Source organism: Curtobacterium flaccumfaciens (assembly GCF_013359815.1).
GTDB classification, from domain to species: domain Bacteria; phylum Actinomycetota; class Actinomycetes; order Actinomycetales; family Microbacteriaceae; genus Curtobacterium; species Curtobacterium flaccumfaciens.
In genome coordinates this window covers 66,325-90,169 of record NZ_JABMCF010000028.1, presented here as the reverse complement: position 1 = coordinate 90,169, position 23,845 = coordinate 66,325, and the positions used below count along the sequence as shown (strand labels likewise).

Here is a 23,845-nt window from a genome sequence, read left to right as displayed (position 1 = left end):
TCAGTTCCCCAGGATCACTGCGCCGTCGGAGCCGTCGGCGTCGTCGGTCGACTCCTCCGTCGGCGTGGCGGGAGCGCTGATGCTCGGCGACGAGACCCGGCGGGAGCGCGAGCGCCCCTGTCCGGGCTGCTTCGGCTCCGGGAGCGCCTGGAGCACCGAGTCGAGCAGGGACTCGGCGTCCGGGGCGACCGCGCGGGGCTCGCGCTTGGGCGCCGCGGCGATCGGGATGTCCAGGATCGCCACGGTGTTGTCGGTCGGCGTCACGGTGGCGCTCGAGCTCACGCGACGACGGGCCGGGGCCTTCGTCTTCGGTGCGGCTGCGGGCTCGGTGACGGCCGGAGCAGCACCCTTCGGCGCGCGCGCCTCGGCCTCGACGACCACGGCGGGCTCAGCGGTGACCGACGACCCCGACGCGTCCGACTGCTCGGCAGCGGGTGCCTGCGGTGCATCGGTGGCCCGAGCGTCGGCAGCGGCCTGCTGGTCGCCGCTCTGCTGGTCTCCGGCGCGCTGGTCGCCGCTCTGCTGCTCTGCCCCGCGGCCGCCACGGCCACGGCGACGACGCTTCGAACCGGTCGGCTGCTCGCCACCTGTGCTGTCCGGGCCGGTCGACGCGTCGGCCGACGACGGTGCCGTGGCCTCCGTCGCTGTCACGGCAGCGGCTGCGGCCTCTTGTTCGTCGTGCGAGAGGGTCGAGGCCGCGATACGCGACAGCGCGTTCTTCACGTCGTCGGTGATCTGGTGCGCCTGGCCGGAGGCACCGTTCGACTGCCCGGAGGAACCGGAGTTCCCCTTGCCGCCGTTGCCGTTGTCGGATCGGCCGTTCTCGTTGCCGTTCCCACCACGACCCTTGCGACGCCCCTTGCTCGGGCCCGGGTCGGCGTTGTTGTCGTTGATCTTGGCGTTGACCTCGTCGAGGGACTCGCGCAGGCCGACACCGATCTTCTTGCGGGTCATCTGCACGAGGCCGAGCGAGGTGATCTCGGCGACCTGGTGCTTCGTGCGGTCGCGGCTCAGGCACTCCACCAGGCGGCGGAGCACGAGGTCGCGGTTCTCCTCGAGCACCATGTCGATGAAGTCGACGACGATGATGCCGCCGATGTCGCGCAGGCGGAGCTGGCGGACGAGCTCCTCGGCGGCCTCGAGGTTGTTCTTCGTGACCGTCTCTTCGAGGTTGCCCCCGGAACCGACGAACTTGCCCGTGTTGACGTCGACGACCGTCATGGCCTCGGTGCGGTCGATGACGAGCGAACCACCGGAGGGCAGCCAGACCTTGCGGTCGAGCGCCTTGTCGATCTGCTCGTTGAGGCGGAACTCCTCGAAGGAGTCCGGGCCCTCGTAGCGGACGACGCGGTCCTTGAGGTCCGGGGCCACGGCCGACAGGTACTCGTCGATGGTGCCACCGGCGGCCTCGCCGTCGATGATCAGCTTCGTGAAGTCCTCGTTGAAGACGTCACGCACGATCTTGATGAGCAGGTCCGGCTCGGAGTGCAGCATGACCGGTGCGTGACCACCGGCGACCTTCTTCTGGATGGCCTCCCACTGGCTGGTCAGGCGCTGCACGTCGCGGGTGAGCTGCTCCTCGGTCGCGCCCTCGGCAGCGGTGCGCACGATGACGCCCGCGTGCTCCGGCAGGACCTCCTTCAGGATCTTCTTCAGTCGGGCACGCTCGGTGTCCGGCAGCTTGCGCGAGATCCCGTTCATCGAGCCGTTCGGCACGTAGACCAGGTAGCGACCCGGCAGCGAGATCTGGCTGGTGAGGCGGGCACCCTTGTGGCCGACCGGGTCCTTCGTGACCTGCACGAGGACCTTGTCGCCCGGCTTGAGTGCTGCTTCGATGCGGCGACCGTGGTTGCCGGTCTCGACGGAGTTCCAGTCGACCTCACCGGCGTAGAGCACGGCGTTCCGGCCACGACCGATGTCGACGAACGCCGCCTCCATCGAGGGCAGGACGTTCTGCACCTTGCCGAGGTAGACGTTGCCGATGAGCGACACGTTCTCGGACTTGGTGATGTAGTGCTCGGCGAGGATGCCGTCCTCGAGCACGCCGATCTCGATCGTCGACGAGCTGGAGCGGACGATCATCTGGCGGTCGACGCTCTCGCGGCGGGCGAGGAACTCGTCCTCGCTGACCACCTGGCGGCGGCGTCCGGCGTCGCGGCCGTCACGACGGCGCTGCTTCTTCGCCTCGAGCCGGGTCGAGCCCTTGATGCGCTGCGGCTCGGTGATGAGCTCCGGCTCGCGGCGGCGCGGCTCCTGGTGGTCGCGCGGCTCGCGGGCCTCGCGGTCGGCGCTCGAACCACGGCGACGCGAGCGACGGCGCGAGCCGCCCTGGTCGTCGCGGTCGTCGCGGTCGCGGTCGCGGTCGAAGCGGTCCTCGCGGTCGTAGCGGTCGTCCTCGTCGCGGTCACGGTCGCGGTCGCGGTCGCGGTCACGCTCGAACCGGGGCGCGCGCTGCGGCAGCTCCGGCAGCACCGGCGCGTGGAAGATCAGGCTGAGCGTGCTCGTGGCCTTCGGCACGAACGGCTCGTCGGCGGGTGCGGCGTCGCCGCTCACCTCGGCCGTCGGTGCGGCGTCGGCCGGACGGGAGGCGCGGTCCGCGTCCGCCCCGTCGGTCGCGGTGGCCGACCGGTCGCCCGTCACGACCGGCAGGTCACCGGTCAGCGTGCTCACGTCGTGCGGCTCGGCACCGCTGTCGGCGACCGCCTCGACCGCGACGGAGACCGCCCCGGTGCCGGTCGGCTCGACGGGCGACGCCGGCGATGCCGGGGAGTCGGGCGAGTCCGGCGAACCGGGAGAGTCCGGCGAACCGGCCGACGCGACGCTGGCCGCGGGACGGGCGTCAGCGCCGCCCGTCAGCGCGAGGGTCTCGTCGGCGTGGGGTGCCTGCTCGGCGCCCCTCCCCACGAGCTCGGCCGCCACGTCGCTTCGCGACGCGTCGGAACCGGCTCGCGTGGGCCCAGCCTCCTGGCCGGACGACCGGGCGCGGCGACCGCCGAACAGGCGGCTCCGGCGCTTCGGCGCGTTCTCGTCGTTGGTCGTGTTGTCGTTGTTCTGCTCCACCATGGACTGGTGCACTCCTCGGCCCCACTCGCACCCTTTCGGGTGGCGGGAATTCTGTGTCGTGGCGGGCGGCGTCGACGCCCCCGCGCTCGCTGTCTCGTGATCGGTCCGCGTCAACTTCTCGTTGCGTCCGCGCCCGTTCCGGTCCGGGCACCCGGCCCGTTCCGGCTCGGCATCGGAGTGACGCTGCCCGACCACAGTGCGCTCTCACCGCACCGGATCGTCCGGGTTCGGCCCGGTGGGGCGTCACTCGGAAAGCTCTCTTCGGTGTGCGGTTGGCCGCACGACCTCCAGGCATTATCGCATGCCGCACCCGGAAAGCACCGGAACCCGCATGCGATGATGACCGCGTGACCGCGTCTGCACCTGCCCCCCGTCGTCCGATCGCGATGGCGGTCTTCCTGCTCGTCACCGGGATCGTCGGCCTGTTCGGCTCGTTCCGGCTCGTCCTCGACGAGTTCACGAAGTACGAGAACCCGAAGGCCGTCCTGAGCTGTGACGTGAACCCGTTCATCAACTGCTCCGACGTGATGGCCAGCTGGCAGGGGCACCTGTTCGGGTTCCCGAACCCGCTGCTCGGCGTCATGGGGTTCGTCGCCCCGATCGCGGTCGCGGTGCTGCTGCTCGCCGGGTTCCGGAACGGTTCGCGCTGGTTCTGGATCGTCTTCAACGCCGGTGTCTTCCTGGCGTGGGTGTTCGTGACCTGGCTGTTCACGCAGACCGTGTTCGTCATCGGCGCGCTGTGCCCGTGGTGCATGCTCGTCTGGTCGATGACGATCCCGATGTTCTGGGTGTTCACGATCTGGAACGCCGCCCAGGGTCGCTTCGGCGCCGGGGCACAGCGTGTCGGGCGGTCGCTCCTGCCCTTCAGCTGGGCGTTCGTGCTGGCGAACTACCTGGTCATCATCGTCACGATCATCATCAAGTTCCCCGCGGTCCTCACCAGCTTCTGAGCCGTCCCCGCTGCCCCTACGCTCGGGATCGATGAGCGAGCACGAGAGCAGCAGGGCGCGCCGCGACGCCGCACTGGAACGCGCGCGAGCGGCACGGGCGGCAGAGCAGTCTCGACGCCGGCGCCTCCGCACACTCGGCATCAGCGGGATCATCGTCGGTGGCCTCGCGGTGGTCACGGTGGTCGTCCTGGTCATCGCGAACTCCGTGCAGCCCGCCGGGCCGGGTCCGCGGAACGCGGTGAGCGACGGTGTCCTGCTCACCGGGGTGCACGGCAGGATCGTGCCCGTCGAGACGCGAGCGGTGCCCGACGGCGGGACCCCGACGCCGACCGCGCAGGACGGCTCGAAGGCCGCCATCACGATCTACGCGGACTACATGTGCCCGTACTGCAACCAGTTCGAGACGGCCCAGATGCCCCGGATCCGACAGTGGGTCGAGGACGGAACCGCCACCCTCGAGCTGCATCCGCTCGGGCTGCTCGACCGCGTGTCGCTCGGATCGCGGTACTCGACCCGCTCCGCTGCGGCTGCCGCGTGCGTCGCGGACCACGACCCGGACGCGTTCCTGGCCTTCAACAGCTCGCTCTACGACCACCAGCCCTCGGAGAGCACGCGCGGACTGACGAACGACGAGCTGGCGTCCCTCGCGCACGAAGCCGGGGCGACGGACCCGGCCGTGACACCGTGCATCACCCGGCAGGACTTCGCCGCGTGGGTCGCCGACGCCACGAACCGGGCGATGAACGACCCGGTGCCGAACTCGTCGCTCGACGGGATCACGAGCACGCCGACGATCATCGTCGACGGCGAGCAGTACAACGCGGACGGTGCAGCGTCCCTCGCCGACGTCGACGCGTTCGCGGCCTTCGTCCGGCAGCACGGCGGGACGTCCTAGCCCCCCTCACGACGAACGGCCCCCGCTCCCGGATGGGAGCGAGGGCCGTCAGTCGTTCGGGGAGTGCTACTTCGCCGCGGCGTCGATCGCGGTGATGACGGTGCTCAGGTCGTCCAGGCGCGTGCCGTCGACGACGATCGTCGGCGTGCCGAAGCCCTGCGTGCCCGCGAGCGCCTCGTTCGTGGTGACGGCCTGCGTCGACTTCGTCACCCAGCCCTTGAACTGCTCGGACGACAGGCACTGGGACAGGTCCGAACCGGTCGCGCCGCCCGCCTTGACGAGCTTCGCGATCTCGGAGTTGGTCAGGCCCTTGGTGCCCTCGGCCGGCTGGTTCTCGAAGAACTGCGTCTGCACGTCGAGGAACTTGTCCGGCGCGTAGTTCGCCACGCACATGGCGGCGTTCGCGGCGCGGCTGGCGTAGCGGGAGCCCGCGTAGCTGCGGTCGAGGATCGACACCGGCTGGATCGCCAGGGTCGCGTCGCCCGACTTCACCTTGTCGAGGATCTGGTCGGAGTAGGCCGCCTCGAACTGCTTGCAGACCGGGCAGGCCCAGTCGACGTACTCGGTGACCGTCACGGCACCGTCGCTGTTCGCCGTCGGGACCGGCGAGGCCGAGCCCGTCGGGGAGACGGCCGGCGTGGCCACCGGGGTGACCTTGCCGTCCTGGCCGGTGAACTGGATCGCGCCGGTGGCCATGTTCTTCGGCCCGGCTGCCGACACCACGGGCGCGTTGTTCACGTTCACCACGACGATCGCGATGATCGCGGCGATCGCCACGATGCCCAGGCCGATGCCGCCCTGCAGGAACCACTTGTTGCGGCGCTTGCGGCGCTTCTCGGCGTCGGCGCGCTGGCGTGCGACCTCTCGGGCGTGCTGACGCCGCTCGTTCTTGGTGGGTCGGTCGTTGTTCGTCACGTCGTCCCCGTCGCTCAGGCGAACCAGAGCGCGAGCTCGCGCGCGGCCGACTCGGGGCTGTCCGAACCGTGGACCAGGTTCTGCTGCACCTTGAGGCCCCAGTCGCGGCCCAGGTCACCACGGATGGTGCCGGGCGCGGCCGAGGTCGGGTCGGTGGTGCCGGCGAGCGAGCGGAAGCCCGCGATCGCACCGTTGCCGGCGACGCGCACGGCGACGACCGGACCGGACTGCATGAACTCGACGAGCGGCTCGAAGAACGGCTTGCCCTGGTGCTCCTCGTAGTGCGCGTCGAGCAGGTCACGCGGCGCGGTGAGCATCTTCAGGTCGACGAGCTCGTAGCCCTTCGCCTCGATCCGGCGGAGGATCTCACCGGTCAGCTGGCGGGCGACGCCGTCGGGCTTGACGAGGACGAGGGTCTCTTCGAAGTCGGACACGCAGTACTCCCTGTGTTCGGGGTCGAATGTGGTGGTCAGTCCTCGCCCATGGCCGCTCGGCGCGCGGCGTTCTGACCGTCCAGTTGACCGCCCTTGACGAAGCAGAAGACCCACAGCGCCAGGAACACCACGGCGACCGCGAACATGAACGGTTCGATGAACCCGGTGGCGAGGATGGCCGCCTGCAGCAGCCACCCGAACCATACACCGGCCCGGTTGCCCATCAGACGTGAGGCAGCTGCGAGGACGATGATCGCGCCGATGCCCCCGCCGAAGGCCGCTGCGGGCGGCAGCGTGCCCTTGCCGAAGACGACGAGCATGGGGAAGAAGAACATGATCGCCTCGAGCACGAGCGTGATCGAGAGCAGGCTCTCCTGCGCCCCGCGTTCGCGGCGCGGTTTCCGGGTGCGCGGTGCGCGGCCCGGCCGGGAGGCCCGTGGTGCGTCCGTCACTTCGCCTCGCCTTCGCGGTGCACGAGGTCCATGACCGCGCCCACCATCACGATGGAGCCCGCGACGAGCACGAGGGCGTCCTCGGCGTCCGCCTCGTCGGCCAGGCTGCGCGCTTCCTGCAGTGCGGACGCCAGGGACGGCTCGACGACGACGCGGTCCTCGCCGACCTCGTCGACGACGACCCGGGCGAACTCGTCCGCGTCGAGCGCACGCTCCCCTGGCGGCTGCGTCACGACGAACGTGGCGACGGTGTCCTTGAGCGCACGGACGAACCCGCGGGCGTCCTTGTCGCCGAGGATCCCGACGACGCCGACGACGTGCTCGGACGGGAACGCGACCGGCAGCGCCTCGGCCAGGGCCTTCGCACCGTGCGGGTTGTGCGCGGCGTCGACGACGACGGTCGGGTCGGTCGCGATGGGCTGCAGGCGACCGGGGCTGGTCGTGCCGGCGATGCCCTCGGACAGGACGTCCTCGTCGAGGGCCTGGGCCCCGCGGCCGAGGAACGACTCGACCGCCGCGATCGCCACGGCGGCGTTCTCGGCCTGGTGCCGACCGAACAGCGGCAGGAACAGGTCGTCGTAGCGGCCAGCGATGCCCTGCACGGTGATGAGCTGTCCGCCCACGGCCGGGGTGACGTCGACGACACTGAATCCCGTGCCCTCGACGGCCAGGGTGGACTCGGTGAGCTCGGCGGCGCGCTCGAGTTCGGCGAGGGCCTCGGGGACCTGCCGGCTCGACACCACGGCGGACGACGGCTTGACGATGCCCGACTTGGTGCGGGCGATCTCGGCCACGGTGGCACCGAGCTGCTTCGCGTGGTCGATGGCGATCGGCGTGAACACCGACACCTGGCTCTGCACGACGTTGGTGGAGTCCCACTCGCCGCCCATGCCGACCTCGATCACGGCGACGTCCACCGGGGCCTCGGCGAAGCACGCCAGGGCGAGCACGGTGAGCGCCTCGAAGAAGGTCAGCGGGAGTTCGCCCTTGTCGGCGAGCTCGCGGTCGGTGATCTCGAGCACCGGGGCGATGTCGTCCCAGTTCTCGACGAACCGGTCGGCCGCGATCGGCTGGCCGTCGACCACGATGCGCTCCCGGATCGACACCAGGTGCGGGCTCGTCATCAGGCCGGTGCGCAGACCGTGGGCCCGGACGATGCTCTCGATGGTGCGCGCGGTCGACGTCTTGCCGTTCGTGCCCGTCACGTGGATCACCGGGTACGCCAGGTGCGGGTCGCCGAGCAGCTCGACGGCGCGGCGCGTGGCGGTCAGCCGGCGCTCGGGGGCCTGTTCGCCGATGCGGGCGTACAGGGCGGCCTCGACGCGGCGGACCTCGTCGTCGTCGCCGCCGTAGGGCACGGCGTCGGCCGGAGCGTCGCCGGAGGGGCCGACCGGGATCCGGATGCCGTCCGCACTGCGCCCGTCGAACTCGTCGTGTCCGACGAACTCCTCGTTCGCCTCGTGGTCGTCGTACTGGTCGTGGTCACTCATGCGCGTGCTACCTCCACGGATACCTTCGCACCGTCACCGACGTCGGTGGTGGTGTCGTCCGCCCCGAGGGGCACGATCTCGACGCTCGTCGCCAGGGTCTCCCCCGCGATGAGCTCCTGGTGCGCGCGGACCGCGCCGTCGGCCGTGTCGTCCACCCGGAGGGTCAGGGCGATGCGGTCGCTGACGTCGAGGTCGGCGTCGCGGCGGGCCTGCTGGACGGCGCGGACGACGTCACGGGCGAGCCCCTCGGCCTCGAGCTCGGGCGTCGTCACGGTGTCGAGCACGACGAAGCCGCCCTCGTCGAGGAACGCCACGGCCACCGAGGCGTCGGCCACGGTGAGGTCGAGCGAGTACTCGCCCTCGATCAGGTCGACGCCACCGACGGTCACGCCGGAGTCGGTCGCGGTCCAGTCGCCCTTCTTGGCGGCCGGGATCACCTGCTGCACCTGCTTGCCGATGCGGGGGCCGGCGACGCGGGCGTTGACGGTGAGCTTCCGCTCGATGCCGTACTGCGCCAGCGACTCCTCGGCCTGGGCCTCGAGCACCACGCGCTTGACGTTGAGCTCGTCGCGCAGGATGTCGGCGAACGGTTCGACCGCGGCCGGGTCCGGCACCACCAGGGTCAGCGTGGCCAGGGGCAGGCGGACGCGCTTGCCGGTGGCCTTGCGGAGCGCCAGACCCTTCGAGGCGACGTCGCGCACGCGGTCCATCGCGTCGACGAGGGCGTCGTCGGCGGGGAACTCGTCGGGGTCCGGGAAGTCCGTCAGGTGGACGCTGCGTCCGCCGGTCAGGCCCTTCCAGATCTCCTCGGTGACGAGCGGCGCGAGCGGGGCGGCGACCCGGGTCAGGGTCTCGAGCACGGTGTACAGCGTGTCGAACGCCGCACGGGTCTCGGCGCCGGCGTCCGCGTCGGCCCCGGTCCAGAACTTGTCGCGCGAGCGGCGGACGTACCAGTTCGTGAGCACGTCGGCGAAGTCGCGGACGGCCTGGGCCGCGAGTGGGGTGTCGAGCGCGTCGAGGTGCGTCCGGACGTCGGTGACGAGGACCCGGGTCTTCGCGAGCAGGTACCGGTCGAGCACGTCGGTCGAGTCGGTCCGGCGCTGGGCCCGGTACCCGTCCGGACCCGAGGCGTTCGCGTACAGGGTGAAGAAGTAGTACGTCGACCACAGCGGCAGCATGAACTCGCGGACGCCCTGGCGGATGCCCTCTTCGGTGACGACGAGGTTGCCGCCGCGGATCACCGACGAGGACATGAGGAACCAGCGCATGGCGTCGGCACCGTCGCGGTCGAAGACCTCGGAGACGTCCGGGTAGTTCCGGAGCGACTTCGACATCTTCTGGCCGTCCGAGCCGAGGACGATGCCGTGGCTGATGACGTTCTGGAACGCCGGCCGGTCGAACAGCGCGGTGGAGAGCACGTGCATGACGTAGAACCAGCCGCGCGTCTGCCCGATGTACTCGACGATGAAGTCGGCCGGGCTGTGCGACTCGAACCACTCCCGGTTCTCGAACGGGTAGTGCACCTGGGCGTACGGCATCGACCCGGAGTCGAACCACACGTCGAACACGTCGGTGATCCGGCGCATCGTCGAGTTGCCCGTCGGGTCGTCGGGGTTCGGCCGCGTCAGGTCGTCGATGAACGGCCGGTGCAGGTCCACTTCGCCCTCGGCGTTCACCGGCAGCCGACCGAAGTCGCGCTCGATGTCGGCGAGCGAGCCGTACACGTCGGTGCGCGGGTACTCGGGGTCATCGGACTGCCACACCGGGATCGGCGTGCCGAAGTAGCGGTTGCGCGAGACCGACCAGTCGATGGCGTTGCCGACCCACTTGCCGAACTGGCCGTCCTTGACGTTGTCCGGCACCCAGTTGATGTCCTGGTTGAGCTGGCCCATGCGGTCGCGGAGCTCGGTGACGCGGACGAACCACGACGAGACGGCCTTGTAGATGAGGGGCTTCCGGCACCGCCAGCAGTGCGGGTAGCTGTGCTCGTAGGACGCCTGGCGGAGCAGTCGCCCGGCGTCGCGGACGGCCTTGGTCAGCGGCTTGTTCGCGTCCGACCAGAGCATGCCGGCGACCTCGCCGAACTGCGACGTGAAGACGCCGCCCTCGTCGAGGGACAGCACGACGGGGATGCCGGCGGCGGCGCAGACCTCCTGGTCGTCGGCACCGTAGGCCGGGGCCTGGTGCACGATGCCGGTGCCCTCACCGGTCTCGACGTACTCGGCGACCAGTACTCGCCAAGCGTTCTCGTACCCTTCCTGGTCGGCTAGGAAGTCGAACAGCCGCTCGTACTCGACACCGTCGAGCTCGGCGCCCGTCAGCGTGCGCGCGACGGCGGCGAGCGCCTCGTCACCCGAGGCGTAGCCGAGCTCCTTCGCGTGCGCGGCCACGGTGTCGGACGCGAGCAGGTAGGAGACGGAACCGGCGTCGGCACCGTCAGCCGCGCCTCCAGGCCCTGCCGGGACGACCGCGTACGCGATCTCCGGACCGACCGCGAGCGCGGCGTTCGTCGGGAGGGTCCAGGGGGTCGTCGTCCAGGCGAGCGCCCGCACACCGGTCAGGTCGAGCGCGGAAGCGCGGTCGCCGTGCAGCGGGAACGAGACGGTGACGGACTGGTCCTGGCGCATCTTGTAGACGTCGTCGTCCATGCGCAGCTCGTGGTTGGACAGCGGCGTCTGGTCGTTCCAGCAGTACGGCAGGACCCGGAAGCCCTCGTACGCCAGGCCCTTGTCCCAGAGCTGCTTCCACGCCCAGACCACGCTCTCCATGAAGGTGACGTCGAGGGTCTTGTAGTCGTCCTCGAAGTCGACCCAGCGCGCCTGGCGGGTGACGTACTCCTGCCACTCGTCGGTGTACTGCAGCACGGACTTCTTGGCGGCGGCGTTGAAGACGTCGATGCCCATGGCGTCGATCTCGTGCTTCTCGGTGATGCCGAGCTGCCGCATCGCCTCGAGCTCGGCGGGCAGGCCGTGGGTGTCCCAGCCGAAGCGGCGGTGCACCTGCTTGCCGCGCATGGTCTGGTAGCGCGGGAAGACGTCCTTGGCGTAGCCGGTCAGGAGGTGCCCGTAGTGCGGCAGGCCGTTGGCGAAGGGCGGGCCGTCGTAGAAGGTCCACTCCGGGCAGCCCTGTCGCGCGTCGATGGACGCCTGGAACGTGTCGTCGCGCTTCCAGAAGGCGAGGATGCCCCGCTCGACGGCGGGGAAGCTCGGCGAGGGGACGACGCCATCGGCATCGGCGTTCAACGGGTACGGCACCGGGACTCCTTGTGGGTTCGCTCGATCTCCACGAGGACGGAAACAGGTTCCGCGGTACCACCTCGTTTGCCGCCCAACGTGCGCTGTGCGACCACTCTGTGTCGGGGATGGTGACGGTCCCGAACCCGCCCGGTTCTACTGACGGAGGCGCTGGTGCGCTCCGTGTTCTTCCGGAAGCTCCCCGGTGATGGCCGGATCGACGCTCGTGGAACACGACTTTACCGGACGGGAGCATGCTTGAGTGATGCCCGCAGAAGAACGCCCCGAGTCACTCGTCACCGTCCTGATCGCGTTCGGGGCGAACCTGCTCGTCGCGATCGCGAAGACCGTCGCCTCGCTCGTCTCGGGTTCGGCCTCGATGGTGGCCGAGGCGGCGCACTCCTGGGCGGACACCGGCAACGAGGTATTCCTGCTCGTCGCGGAACGACGGGGCGGCAAGAAGCGGGACACCGCGCACCCGCTCGGGTACGGACGCGAGACGTACATCTGGTCGATGTTCGCCGCGTTCGGCCTGTTCACGGCCGGCGCGATCGTGTCGATCTACCACGGCATCTCGGAGTTCGGGGACACCGGGCCGGCCGAGGACGTCGTCCTCAACTACGTCGTGCTCGGGGTCGCGTTCCTGCTCGAGGGCACGAGCTTCCTGCAGGCGTACCGACAGGCGCACGGCGCCGCGACGAAGCGCAAGGTCCCGGTCCTGCGGCACGTGCTGCAGTCGTCGAACCCGACGCTCCGTGCGGTGTTCGCCGAGGACGCGGCGGCGCTGATCGGCCTGGTCGTGGCGTTCCTCGGGGTGTTCCTGCACCAGGTCACCGGGCTGGCGGTCTTCGACGCGCTCGGCTCCATCGCGATCGGTGTGCTGCTCGGGGTCGTGGCGATCGTCCTGATCGACCGCAACCGCCGGTTCCTGCTCGGCGAGAGCACGTCCCCGGAGCTCGAGAACGCGGTGCTCGTCGAGCTGCTGGGCCGGTCGCAGGTCGAGCGGGTCACCTACCTGCACCTGGAGTTCGTGGGGCCGTCGCGGGTGTACCTCGTCGCGGCCGTCGACCTGACGGGCAACGAGACCGAGGAGCACGTGGCGGTGCGGTTGCGCGACGTGGAGCAGTCGCTCGAGGACAGCCCGTACATCGAGGAGGCCGTCCTCACCCTGAGCTACCCGGGCGACGAGTCGCTGGTGCCGACCGACGGCGACGTGCCCGAGGTCGTGCGCGACGGGACGGCTTCGGACGTGGCGTCCGGTGGGGCGGGGACCCTGCGCACGGAGTGAGCGTCGACTGGGCGCGCGGGTGGCCGGGTGGCCGGGTGGCCGGGTTCGTGTCGCAAGACGCCGGCGTGTCCGTCTGACGCCGCCCCGGGCTCGAGACGCCGCCTCATTCGGCGGCGTCTCGCCTGCGAGGCGGCGTCATGCGAAGACGACGGCGTGTTCTGTGGGCGACCGAGCGGCGGACGGGAGGCGCGGTGCCAGGCCGCCACGAGCCTCCAGACCGACCGTCGGTCACGACCACCGCCCCGCGCGCGGCGCGGGGGACGCCCGCGTACCAGCAAGACGCCGCCACGGGCTCGAGACGCCGCCGGTTTCAGCGGCGTCTCGCCGTCGAGGCGGCGTCGCGCGAAGACGCCGGCGTGTCAGCGGGCGTCGAGGCCCGCGACCACCGGGGTGAGCGCCGCCGCGACGTACTCGACGAGCGCACGGCGGCCGACCCCGTCGGTGACCCACACCCCGAACGCCGCGGCGGCGGCACCGAGCATCGCGCCGGACACCGTCTGCGGCCAGAGCGAGCGCTGCTGCTCCCCCGTGCGGCCCGCGACGAAGGCGGCGACGGCCTCGTGCTGCGCCGTCACCCGGACCGCGACGCCCGCCACCAGCTCGGGCCCGATGCCCATCACCTCGGCCTGCGCGACGGCCCACGGCACCCGCTCGGGGTCGTGGGCACGGGCAGCGGCGAGGAGCGCCTGCTCGACGGCCCGGACGACGCTCGGCTCGGTCGACGCGGCGAGGTACCCGGGCAGCCCGGCGACGGCGGCGTCGAGTTCGAGCCACATCACGTCGGCCTTCGCCGGGAAGTAGTTGAAGAACGTCGCACGGCTGACCCCGGCGCGCGCGGCGATCTGGTCGACCGTGGTGCGTCCGTACCCCTGCTCGAGGAAGAGCTCGGCGGCGGCGTCCGCGAGGACCTCGGCGCTCGAGCGTCGGGGTCGGCCACCGCGGCGGATCGGTTCGTCCATGGGCCCCAGTAAACCGCTAGACTCGGTCAGCCATGATCTTGGACTCAGTACAGAAAACCATCACCGCCGTCGCGGGCGCCTCGGCGGTCCTGCTCGTCCTCGCTGCCTGCAGCGGACCGGGCACGAGCACCGGGAGCAGCACCCCGGTCGCGGGCGGCACGCTCACCTACGCCTCCGGCGACGCCGAACCGACCTGCCTCGACCCGCACGTCGGCGGCAACTACCCGCAGGCACTCCTGGCGACGCAGTACATCGAGGAGCTCGTCGGACTCGAGGACGGCAAGCCCACGCCGGAACTCGCGACGAAGTGGAGCACGAGCGACGACGGGAAGACCCTGACGTTCACCCTGCGTGACGACGTCTCCTTCACCGACGGCACCCCGTTCGACGCCGCCGCGGTCGTGGCGAACCTCGAGCACGTGCAGGACCCGGCCACCGCCTCGAGCACCGGGTACCTGGCGCTGCAGTCCATCACGAAGGCGACCGCCACCGACGAGCACACCGTCACGCTGACGCTGAGCCGACCGGACAGCGCGCTGCTCGAGTCCTTCTCGCAGCCCTGGGTGGGCATGGAGTCCCCGAAGGCGCTCGAACGGAAGCAGGCAACGAACTGCGAGTCCCCGGTCGGCACCGGACCCTTCGAGGTCACCGGTTGGAAGCACGGCGACCGCGTCACCCTGACGAAGAACACCGACTACTGGGGTGCGACGAAGCCGCGCCTGTCCGGCATCACGTGGCGGTTCCTGCCGGACTCGACCTCGCGCTACGCCGCACTGCAGTCCGGCCAGGTCGACGTGATCGACAACGCCCAGCCCGACCAGCTCAAGGCCGCGTCGGCGAAGGGCGCCATCCGCGACCTCGACGCCCCGCGCCCCGGCGCCTCGAACCGGCTCGAGCTGAACTCCGGGCACGGGGTCTTCCGTGACGAAGCAGTGCGCCAGGCCTTCATCGCCGGTGCCGAGATCGACCCCGGCCTGCAGTCGCTGTTCCTCGGCACCGCGAAGCGCTCGTACTCGGTGCTCTCGAGCGCGGAGCCGCTCGCGTACTCCGAGAAGAGCCGGTTCGACTACTCCCCCACCAAGGCGAAGCAGCTCCTCGACGACGCCGGGTGGAAGGTCGGGTCCGACGGCATCCGCGAGAAGGACGGCCAGCAGCTCACCGTGACGTTCCCCGTCTCGACGAACCAGTCGGTGCCGGCCGAGCGCAGCCTGTTCCAGCAGATCCAGGCGTCCGAGAAGGCCGTCGGGTTCAAGGTCGTGCTCGACGAACTCGACCTGTCCAGCTGGTACGCCGCCCTCGCCGCGAACGAGTACGACGTCGTCAGCGCCCCGTACACGAAGGTCGGCCCCGACGTCCTGCGCATCCTGTACGACAGCGCGAGCATCGAACCGGCACCGTCGGGCTACTTCGCGAACCTCGCCCAGCTCGACGACCCCGCCGTCGACCGGCTGCTCGAGCAGGCCGCCCGCACCTCGGACGCCGACGAGCGCGCCGACCTGTACGAGCAGGCGCAGAAGGCGATCCTGGCGAGCGACACCGTGCTCCCCCTGTACGACCAGCAGAACCACTTCCTGGTGCGCTCGTCCGTGCACGGCATCCGGGCCACCCCGGTCTCGACGCCGTGGTTCGGCACCGCCTGGATCGACCGCTGACACGGATGCGATGGGTCTGGTGGGCCGTCCGGCGGCTCGCCGGGGGCATCGGCGTGCTCTGGGCCGTCGCGACGATCGTCTTCGTCGCGATCCGGCTCATCCCCGGTGACCCGGCGCTCGCGATCCTCGGCGGACCGGGCTCGCAGGCCTCGTCCGAGGCCGTCGCCCAGGTCCGCCACGAGTACGGCCTCGACCAGCCGGTCCTGGTGCAGTACGCGGTGTTCCTCGGACGCCTGGCGACCGGCCAGCTCGGCGACTCGTACGCCTTCCGCACCCCGGTCGCGACGCTCCTCGCCCAGCAGCTGCCCGTCACGCTGACGCTCGCGGTCGCCGGCCTCGTCGTCGCCTGGGTGCTGGCGATCGTCGCCGCCTGGGCCTCGACGCAACGCGGCCGGATCGCCGCCGGGCTCACCAGCGCCCTGAGCGTCACCGCGAGCGTGATGCCGCACTTCTGGCTCGGCAGCGTGCTCATCGTCGTGTTCGCCACGTCCCTGGGGTGGGTGCCGGCGGTCAGTGACGGCACCGCGCGCGGCTGGGTGCTCCCGGTGCTGACCGTGGCCGTGCCGGTCGCCGGGTACCTGGCCGAGACCGTGCGCGACGGCGTGGTCGACGCGCAGCGCTCCGCCTTCGCACTCGCCGCCCGGGGTCGGGGCGAGACCCGCCTCGGCCTGTTCGGACGGCACCTGCTCCGGCACGCCGCCCTGCCCGGGATCGCGCTGTCCGCGTGGGCCTTCGGGTCGCTCGTCTCCGGGGCCGTGGTCGTCGAGTCCGTGTTCGCCCTGCCCGGCATCGGCCGCGCCCTGGTCACCGCGGTCACCCAGCGGGACATGCCGCTCGTCGCCGGCATCGCGATGGTGTCGGCGGCCGCGTACGTGGTCGTGCTGGCCGTGGCCGACCTCGTCGAACGTGCCGTCGACCCGCGCAGCACCGCACGGAACGCGGCCCTGCGCCCCGGCGGTGCGCGACGCCGTGAGCCCGGCCGTCCGGCGGGCGCGCGGTGAGCGGGATCGCCGACCCGGGCCTCCAGACCGGAACGCCCGGCCACCAGACCGCCGTCGGCACCGAGCGCGTCCGTGGGGGGACGCTCGGCGCCGGCGGCATCGCCGCGGGGGTGGTCGTCCTGGTCGCCGTCGTGGCGGCGGTGTGGCCCGCCCTGCTCGGCGGCGGGGACCCACTCGCGGTGCACCCCGAAGATGCCCTGGCCGCCCCGAGCGGCGCGCACCCGTTCGGCACCGACGAGTCCGGACGCGACGTCTTGGCGCGGGTGGTCGCGGGGACCCGGGCATCGCTCGTCGTCGGCGTCGCCGCGACCCTGATCGGCGGCGGCGTGGGCGTCCTGCTCGGCGTCGTCGCCGGGCTCGGTGCCGGGGCCGGACGACTCGGACGCCTGCTCGACGCCGTCATCGGCCGCGTCACCGAGGTCGCGTTCGCCCTGCCGCTGCTGCTCGTCGCCCTGGTCGTCATCGCCGTGACCGGTCCGGGTCCGGTGCCGGCGGTGCTCGCCGTCGGGTTCGCGACCGCTCCCGGGTACGCCCGGATCGTGCGCGGCCTGGTCCGGGCCGCCCGGAGTTCGCAGGTGGTCGAGACGGCGGTGCTGCTCGGCCGCTCCCCCGCCCGCACCGTGGTCCGGCACGTGCTGCCGACGGCGCTCTGGCCCGTCGTCGCCGTCGCCACGCTCGGGGTCGGGCAGGCGGTCGTGTGGGCCTCGGCGCTGAGCTACCTCGGCGTCGGCACGCCCCCGCCCGCGCCGGAGTGGGGCGCGATGCTCGCCGACGGTCGCACCTACCTGCAGACCGCACCGTGGATGAGCACCTTCCCCGGACTCGCGATCGTGGTGCTCGCGACCGCCGTCACCGTGCTCGGCCGGGCGATCCGACGGACCGGGGCCGCGCGGTGAGCGCCGTCCTCGACGTCCGCGGGCTCACCGTCGCCATCGGCGGCACCCCGATCGTGCACGGAGTCGACCTGCGCGTCGACGCCGGCGAGTGCGTCGCCCTGGTCGGGGCGTCCGGCTCCGGCAAGACCGTCACCGCCCGCGCCGTGCTCGGCCTGTCCGCGCCCGGCGCCGCCGTGCACGCCGACGTGTTCACGGTCGACGGCGTCGACGTCGGCGGGTACACGGACCGGCGGTGGCGCCGGCTGCGGGGATCACGGGTCGGCTACGTCGGCCAGGAGGCCCTGGGCGCGTTGGACCCGCTTCGCCCCGTCGGGCGCGAGGTCGCCGACAGCCTCCGCCTGCACACCGAGATGCGTGCGGCCGAGCGCGTGGACGCCGTGCGCGACGCCCTGGCCGCGGTGGGCCTCGACCCGGACATCGCGACCGACGGCCGGCTCGCCGGGACCCTGTCGGGCGGGATGCGACAGCGGGCCCTCATCGCCGCAGCGACCGTCGGGTCCCCCGCGCTGCTGGTCGCCGACGAACCGACGACGGCGCTCGACGCCGAGGTCGCCGTCACCGTGATGGAACAGCTGCGTGGCGCGCAGACCCGGGGTGCCGGACTGCTCGTCATCACGCACGACCTGGGGCTCGTCGCGGGGTGGGCGGACCGGGTCGCCGTCGTGCACGAGGGCCGGATCGTCGAGCAGGGCGCGGTCGCCGAGGTCTTCGCGGCGCCGCAGCACCCCGCGACCCGGGCGCTGGTGCGCGCGGCCGGTGCTGCCGCGGCGGCGCCCGCTGTGGTTCGGTGCGAGGTTCCGGATACCGTGCGAGGCGTCGAGGCTCGCACGGGAGCCGGATCCTCGCACGGTTCGGAACCGACCTCGCACGGTGCGAGGGACGTGCTCGCGGCGCAGGGGCTCTCGCGCGGCTACGGCGGGATGCTCGCGGTGGACGACGTGTCGTTCAGGCTCGAACGCGGCCGGGTGCTCGGGGTGATCGGCGCCTCGGGCTCGGGCAAGACGACGCTGGCGCGGATGCTCCTCGGGCTCGAGACACTCGACGCCGGTACGGTCACGCTCGACGACGAACCCTGGGCTCCACTGCCCGAACGCGAGCGACGCACCCGACGGCACCGGGTCGCGGCCGTCGTGCAGGACCCCGGCGCGACGTTCGACGAACGGTGGAACGTGGAGCGGGTCCTCGCCGACGCGTTCTCACGCGGAGACGAGCGGCGGGCACGCGGTGCGCTCGGCGACCGGGCCGACGCGGCACTGCGGCAGGTCGACCTCGACCCCGTGCTGCGGTCCCGCTCCCCCCGCACCCTGTCCGGCGGGCAACGACAGCGGCTCGCGATCGCCCGTGCGCTGGCGACCGACCCCGAGGTGATCGTGCTCGACGAGCCGGTGACCGCCCTCGACGCCACGGTGCAGGACGCCGTGCTGCGGCTGCTCGAACGGCTCCGCGACGAGACCGGCGTGGCGATGGTGTTCGTGTCGCACGACCTCCGGGCGGTCCGGCGGATGGCCGACGACGTCCTCGTGGTGCACCGCGGCGCGGTCGTCGAGCACGGCCCCGCCGCCGAGGTCTTCGCGCGCCCGGCGCACCCGGTGACCGCGCGGCTGCTGCACGCCGCGGAGCGGCTGGCAGCGGGCCCAGCCGCGGGGACCGCAGCCGACCTCACGGACTGAGCGACAGTCCACGCGCGCTCCTGCCCGTGGACTGTCGCTGCGCGCGTGCCGTCACCGACGGCCCTGGTACGGCCAGGAGGCCCGGTGCGCGTCCGTGACGGACGTGCACCGGGCCTCCTGGCCGGGTTGCCGCGGGGCGGCCCCGTGGTCAGGAACCGGAGGGTTCCTTCTGAGCGGCGTCGGTCGAGATGATCGGGATCTCGCTCGTCGAGAAGTCCTTCGCCCAGTCGGACTGCGCGAGCTCCGACGTCGGGTCGTTGTAGTCCTCGATGACGCCGGCGATCTCGTCCTCGGAGCCGACCGTCGGGCCGGAGCCCATGAGCGGGCTCGCGGCGGTCTCCTTGGTGAAGTACACCGCGACCAGGCCGATCACGGCGGCGAGCATCAGGTAGAACGCGGGGATGTCCTCGGCCCAGCCGTACCCGGCGTCCTTCGCGGCGTTGATGAGCGCAGCGGTCGCGAGCGGGGTGGTCCCGCCGAAGAGCGACACCGACACGTTGAACGCGATCGCCAGGGCGCCGTAGCGGATGATCGTCGGGAACAGCGCGGGCAGCGTCGACGGCATGGTCGAGGTGAACGTGACCAGGACGACGCCGAGGATCAGCAGGCCGGCGAAGACGCCGACACCGGTGCCGGTCTGGACCAGCTTGAGGGCCGGCCAGGACAGCAGGATGAAGCCGATGCAGCCGGCGGCGAGCACCGGACGGCGCCCGAACTTGTCGGACAGCCGACCACCGAAGGTGATGACGACCATCATGAGCAGCATCACGATGACGATGAGGATCAGGCCGAACGTGGCGTTCTGGCCGAGGTTCTGCTCGAGGTAGGTCGGCATGTACGACAGCAGCATGTAGTCGGTCACGTTGAAGACCAGGACCAGGCCGATGCAGATGATGAGCGAGCGCCAGTTCTCGGCGAAGAGCTTGAGGAACGGGGTCTTCTGGCCCTCGCGCTCGGCGGCCTGCTCCTGCTGCTTCTGGAACGCCGGGGTCTCCTCGAGCTTGAGGCGCAGGTAGAGGCCGATCAGGCCGAGGGGGCCCGCGATGATGAACGGGATGCGCCAGCCCCAGCTGAGCAGGGCGTCCTCGGACAGGCCGAACTGCAGGCCGGTGACGATCGAGGCGCCGAGCACGTAGCCGGCGAGGGTGCCGAACTCGAGCCACGAGCCCATGAAGCCGCGGCGCTTGTCGGGCGAGTACTCGGCGATGAAGGTCGCGGCGCCGCCGTACTCACCACCGGTCGAGAAGCCCTGCACGAAGCGGGCGACGAGCAGCAGGACCGGGGCCCAGAAGCCGATCGTGTCGTACGACGGGATCAGGCCGATCATGAGCGTGCCGGCGGCCATCAGGATCATCGTCAGCGCGAGGACCTTCTGGCGGCCGATCTTGTCGCCGATCGGGCCGAACACGGCACCGCCGATCGGGCGCACGATGAACGCTGCGGCGAAGAAGCCGAACGTGGCGACGATGTTCGCGGCCGGGTCGCCCTGCGGCAGGAACACCTGCGAGATGGTGACCGTCAGGTACGCGAAGATGCCGAAGTCGAACCACTCCATGGCGTTGCCGAGCGCGGCAGCCGCGACGGCACGCTTGAGCAGCGACTCCTCGACGACGGTGACGTCGTCCTTCGTCAGATCGCGACGAGCGCGCTTCGCGGCGCCCTTCGTGCGCAACGGCCGATCGCCGTGCGGGTGGGGTGCGTTGTTCGGTGCCAAGTCGTTCCTCCGGGGTGCGGTGCTTCCTTCGGGCGTCCGGCGGACGGCGACGTTGCAGCTCCTGCGAACCCTGCGCTCGCCGGACAAACCCAGGAAGACTAGCAGGCTCCGGGCGTGTCCGACAGTTCGGTGTGCTAGGCGCTGCTCGGTGATGGCCGCGTCCGACCGGTTCGTCCGCCTGCGTACGCGTGCACGGCCGCTACGATTGGGGCACCGCGCGTCAGGCGCGGAACACTCAGGCACCTCATCACGGACTCGGTGCCGCACACACGTACGGAAGGCACACCCATGACCAAGCCCATGCCCGAGAAGCCCAGCGTCGACGGACTGGAGCAGGTCTGGGGGCCGGTCTGGGAGCAGGACGGCACCTACCGCTTCGACCGCGACGCCGCCGGTCACCGCGACGCCGTCTGGTCGATCGACACCCCGCCGCCCACCGCCTCCGGCTCGCTGCACATCGGGCACGTGTTCTCGTACACGCACACCGACCTCAAGGCCCGGTTCGAGCGCATGCGCGGCAAGCACGTCTTCTACCCGATGGGCTGGGACGACAACGGTCTGCCCACCGAGCGCCGTGTGCAGAACTACTACGGCGTCCGCTGCGACCCGACGCTGCCGTACGACCCCGAGTTCACGCCGCCGTTCGAGGGCGGGGACGGCAAGTCCTCGAAGGCCGCCGACCAGCTGCCCGTGTCGCGCCGCAACTTCATCGAGCTGTGCGAGCGCCTGACCGTGCAGGACGAGCAGCAGTTCGAGGAGCTCTTCCGCACGCTCGGGCTGTCGGTCGACTGGACCCAGTCGTACCGCACCATCGACGACACCTCGCGGGCCAGCGCCCAGCGCGCGTTCCTGCGCAACCTCGAGCGCGGCGAGGCCTACCAGGCCGACGCCCCGACCCTGTGGGACGTCACGTTCCGCACCGCGGTCGCGCAGGCCGAGCTCGAGGACAAGGAGATGCCCGGCGCGTACCACGGCATCGCCTTCCACCGCACCGACGGCGGCGACGACGTCGTCATCCAGACCACCCGCCCCGAGCTCCTGCCGGCCTGCGTCGCCCTGGTCGCGCACCCGGACGACGAGCGGTTCCAGGACCTCTTCGGCACCACGGTCCGCTCCCCCCTGTTCGACGTCGAGGTCCCGGTGCTCGCACACCACCTGGCGCAGAAGGACAAGGGTGCCGGCATCGCGATGGTCTGCACCTTCGGTGACACCACCGACGTCGTGTGGTGGCGCGAGCTGCAGCTGCCGAACCGCGCGATCATCGGCTTCGACGGCCGCGTGCGTTCGGACGAGCCCGCCTGGATCGAGTCCGCGACGGGCCGGGAGCTCTACGCCGAGATGGCCGGCAAGACCGTGTTCTCGGCCAAGAAGGTCGTCGTCGACGCGCTGACGGAGTCCGGCGAGCTGACCGGTGACGTCAAGACCATCCAGCACCCGGTGAAGTTCTTCGAGAAGGGCGACAAGCCCCTCGAGATCGTGTCGACCCGCCAGTGGTACATCGTCAACGGTGCGCGCGACGAGCAGCTGAAGAGCACGCTCCGCCAGCGCGGCGAGGAGATCGCGTTCCACCCGGACTTCATGCGGGTGCGCTACGACAACTGGGTCGGTGGCCTGTCCGGCGACTGGCTCATCTCGCGCCAGCGCTTCTTCGGCGTGCCGCTGCCCGTCTGGTACCCGCTCGACGCCGACGGCAACCCGGTGTTCGACCAGCCGATCGTCCCGACCGAGGCGCAGCTGCCCGTCGACCCGGCCTCCGAGCCCGCCCCCGGCTTCACCGAGGACCAGCGCGGCGTGGCTGGCGGGTTCCAGGGCGAACTCGACGTCATGGACACCTGGGCCACCTCGTCGCTCACCCCGCAGCTCGCGGGCAAGTGGGAGACCGACCCGGCGCTCTACGACCTGGTGTACCCGTACGACGTCCGCCCGCAGGCGCAGGACATCATCCGCACCTGGCTGTTCACGACCGTGCTCCGCAGCCAGCTCGAGGCCGACGTGGTGCCGTGGAAGCACGCCTCCATCTCCGGCTTCATCGTGGACCCCGACCGCAAGAAGATGTCGAAGTCGAAGGGCAACGTCGTCACGCCGCTGTCCATCCTCGAGCAGCACGGCGCCGACGCGGTCCGCTACTGGGCGGCCTCCTCCAAGCTCGGCACGGACGCAGCCTTCGACCCGCAGAACCCGAAGCAGATCAAGGTCGGCCGTCGTCTGGCGATCAAGGTGCTCAACGCGGCGAAGTTCGTCTACGGCTTCCCGCTGCCCGAGGGCGCCACGAGCGTCACCGAGGCGCTCGACGTCGACATGCTCGCCGAGCTCGGTGCCGTCGTCGAGCAGGCCACCGCGGCGTTCGACGGGTTCGACCACGCGCGTGCCCTCGAGATCACCGAGCGCTTCTTCTGGACGTTCTGCGACGACTACCTCGAGCTCGTGAAGGAGCGTGCCTACGGCACCGCGTCCGACGCGACGCACGAGACGCAGGCGAGCGCGGTCCTGGCGCTGCGCGGCGCGATCGACGTGCTGCTCCGCCTGCTGGCACCGTTCCTCCCGTACGCGACGGAGGAGGTGTGGGCCTGGACCCACGACACCAGCGTGCACCGGGCCTCCTGGCCGACCGCGGCCGACCTGCCGACCGACGCGGCCCCCACCGGGCTGCTCGCGGCCGTCGGACAGGCGCTCATCGGGATCCGCGGCGCGAAGACGGCGGCGAAGGCCTCGCAGAAGACGCCTGTGACGCGTGCGGTCGTCGCGGCACCCGCCGAGACGCGGGTGCTCATCGAGCGCGCGGCGGTCGACCTGGCGGCCGTCGGCCGCATCGAGAACCTGTCGTTCGTCGACGGCGACGAGCTCGCCGTCACCGAGATCGAGCTCGCGGAGCAGCAGGCGTAACGTCGCCTGTCCGGGCCGGGTCGCCTTGGTGACCCGGCCCGTCAACCACCGGACTGGAGGCACGGATGCAGTTGGGCACACGCTGGAACGTGGGTGGGGAGCCGCCTGCGCGACTACCCGAGACGATGGTCGTCGCCGTGCGCGGGGTCGAGGACGAGCTGGCGGCGGAGTCCGTCGACACGGCGACGTGGGGCTGGACCCTGACGTTCCTCGAGGGCAAGCCGATCGTCGAGCTCGACGACGGCACCTCGATCCACCTCGACGCGCTCGGGCACGCCCAGGTGACGAACCCCGACGACGCGGGCGAAGAGGACTAGCGCGCGGCGCGCTGCGCGGCGCGCGCTGCTCGC

At 71.4% G+C, this 23,845-nt stretch carries 17 protein-coding genes; 9 read left to right on the top strand and 8 right to left on the bottom strand.

Going from position 1 to position 23,845, the window contains the following annotated elements:
- Positions 1–3,063, bottom strand: coding sequence for an Rne/Rng family ribonuclease (locus HP445_RS01430; RefSeq protein ID WP_128781308.1), 3,063 nt, complete (start codon positions 3,061–3,063; stop codon positions 1–3).
- A gap of 347 nt (positions 3,064–3,410) precedes the next feature.
- Here HP445_RS01430 and HP445_RS01425 point away from each other — a divergent pair, with 347 nt between their 5' ends.
- Together HP445_RS01425 and HP445_RS01420 are read left to right on the top strand one after the other, a co-directional pair.
- A complete protein-coding gene (locus HP445_RS01425) occupies positions 3,411–4,013 on the top strand; it encodes a vitamin K epoxide reductase family protein (RefSeq protein ID WP_164941242.1) in 603 nt (200 codons plus the stop codon).
- A gap of 31 nt (positions 4,014–4,044) precedes the next feature.
- Positions 4,045–4,908, top strand: a complete 864-nt coding sequence (locus HP445_RS01420) for a DsbA family protein (protein ID WP_128781307.1) — start codon at positions 4,045–4,047, stop codon at positions 4,906–4,908.
- 66 nt (positions 4,909–4,974) lie between these two features.
- On the opposite strand, the gene HP445_RS01415 is transcribed toward HP445_RS01420, so the two are convergent.
- Genes HP445_RS01415 through ileS form a run of 5 tightly spaced genes read right to left on the bottom strand, consistent with a single transcriptional unit; the run spans position 4,975 to position 11,453 of the window.
- Positions 4,975–5,823: a DsbA family protein gene (locus tag HP445_RS01415; protein WP_128781306.1), complete on the bottom strand. Its 849-nt coding sequence runs from the start codon at positions 5,821–5,823 to the stop codon at positions 4,975–4,977.
- Positions 5,824–5,837: 14 nt separating this feature from the next.
- Positions 5,838–6,257, bottom strand: a complete 420-nt coding sequence (gene ndk / locus HP445_RS01410; RefSeq protein WP_017885984.1) for a nucleoside-diphosphate kinase — start codon at positions 6,255–6,257, stop codon at positions 5,838–5,840.
- 35 nt (positions 6,258–6,292) lie between these two features.
- Positions 6,293–6,709, bottom strand: a complete 417-nt coding sequence (locus HP445_RS01405; RefSeq protein ID WP_128781305.1) for a DUF4233 domain-containing protein — start codon at positions 6,707–6,709, stop codon at positions 6,293–6,295.
- On the bottom strand, positions 6,706–8,199 hold the full coding sequence (locus tag HP445_RS01400) for a bifunctional folylpolyglutamate synthase/dihydrofolate synthase (RefSeq protein ID WP_175330762.1): 1,494 nt from the start codon (positions 8,197–8,199) through the stop codon (positions 6,706–6,708). Before HP445_RS01400 ends, HP445_RS01405 begins: the two co-directional genes overlap by 4 nt.
- Positions 8,196–11,453 (bottom strand): isoleucine--tRNA ligase, encoded by a 3,258-nt coding sequence (ileS, locus tag HP445_RS01395; RefSeq protein ID WP_128781304.1) that lies wholly within the window; start codon positions 11,451–11,453, stop codon positions 8,196–8,198. Before ileS ends, HP445_RS01400 begins: the two co-directional genes overlap by 4 nt.
- A gap of 244 nt (positions 11,454–11,697) precedes the next feature.
- Here ileS and HP445_RS01390 point away from each other — a divergent pair, with 244 nt between their 5' ends.
- Positions 11,698–12,720 carry a cation diffusion facilitator family transporter gene (locus HP445_RS01390; protein ID WP_128781303.1) on the top strand — a complete coding sequence of 341 codons (1,023 nt, stop codon included), beginning with the start codon at positions 11,698–11,700 and terminating at the stop codon, positions 12,718–12,720.
- A 359-nt stretch (positions 12,721–13,079) separates the two neighbouring features.
- On the opposite strand, the gene HP445_RS01385 is transcribed toward HP445_RS01390, so the two are convergent.
- Positions 13,080–13,679, bottom strand: a complete 600-nt coding sequence (locus tag HP445_RS01385) for an acyl-CoA-like ligand-binding transcription factor (RefSeq protein WP_111047651.1) — start codon at positions 13,677–13,679, stop codon at positions 13,080–13,082.
- A 32-nt stretch (positions 13,680–13,711) separates the two neighbouring features.
- Here HP445_RS01385 and HP445_RS01380 point away from each other — a divergent pair, with 32 nt between their 5' ends.
- The 4 genes from HP445_RS01380 to HP445_RS01365 are packed head-to-tail and all read left to right on the top strand — an operon-like array spanning position 13,712 to position 18,898.
- Positions 13,712–15,331 carry an ABC transporter substrate-binding protein gene (locus HP445_RS01380; RefSeq protein ID WP_128781302.1) on the top strand — a complete coding sequence of 540 codons (1,620 nt, stop codon included), beginning with the start codon at positions 13,712–13,714 and terminating at the stop codon, positions 15,329–15,331.
- Between the two features lie 5 nt (positions 15,332–15,336).
- Entirely contained in the window at positions 15,337–16,332 is a 996-nt protein-coding gene (locus tag HP445_RS01375; RefSeq protein WP_128781301.1) for an ABC transporter permease, read from the top strand.
- Entirely contained in the window at positions 16,329–17,228 is a 900-nt protein-coding gene (locus tag HP445_RS01370) for an ABC transporter permease (RefSeq protein ID WP_128781300.1), read from the top strand. Before HP445_RS01375 ends, HP445_RS01370 begins: the two co-directional genes overlap by 4 nt.
- A complete protein-coding gene (locus HP445_RS01365; protein WP_128781299.1) occupies positions 17,225–18,898 on the top strand; it encodes an ABC transporter ATP-binding protein in 1,674 nt (557 codons plus the stop codon). Before HP445_RS01370 ends, HP445_RS01365 begins: the two co-directional genes overlap by 4 nt.
- 148 nt (positions 18,899–19,046) lie before the next feature.
- Here the strand turns inward: HP445_RS01365 and proP are convergent, their stop codons facing one another.
- Positions 19,047–20,612, bottom strand: a complete 1,566-nt coding sequence (proP, locus tag HP445_RS01360) for a glycine betaine/L-proline transporter ProP (protein ID WP_241660462.1) — start codon at positions 20,610–20,612, stop codon at positions 19,047–19,049.
- Positions 20,613–20,900: 288 nt separating this feature from the next.
- Here proP and valS point away from each other — a divergent pair, with 288 nt between their 5' ends.
- The gene (gene valS, locus HP445_RS01355) at positions 20,901–23,495 is read left to right on the top strand and encodes a valine--tRNA ligase (RefSeq protein ID WP_164941241.1); all 2,595 of its coding nucleotides are present in this window, start codon (positions 20,901–20,903) and stop codon (positions 23,493–23,495) included.
- 65 nt (positions 23,496–23,560) lie between these two features.
- Positions 23,561–23,812 (top strand): hypothetical protein, encoded by a 252-nt coding sequence (locus HP445_RS01350; RefSeq protein WP_027464702.1) that lies wholly within the window; start codon positions 23,561–23,563, stop codon positions 23,810–23,812.
- The last annotated feature ends 33 nt before the right edge of the window (positions 23,813–23,845 follow it).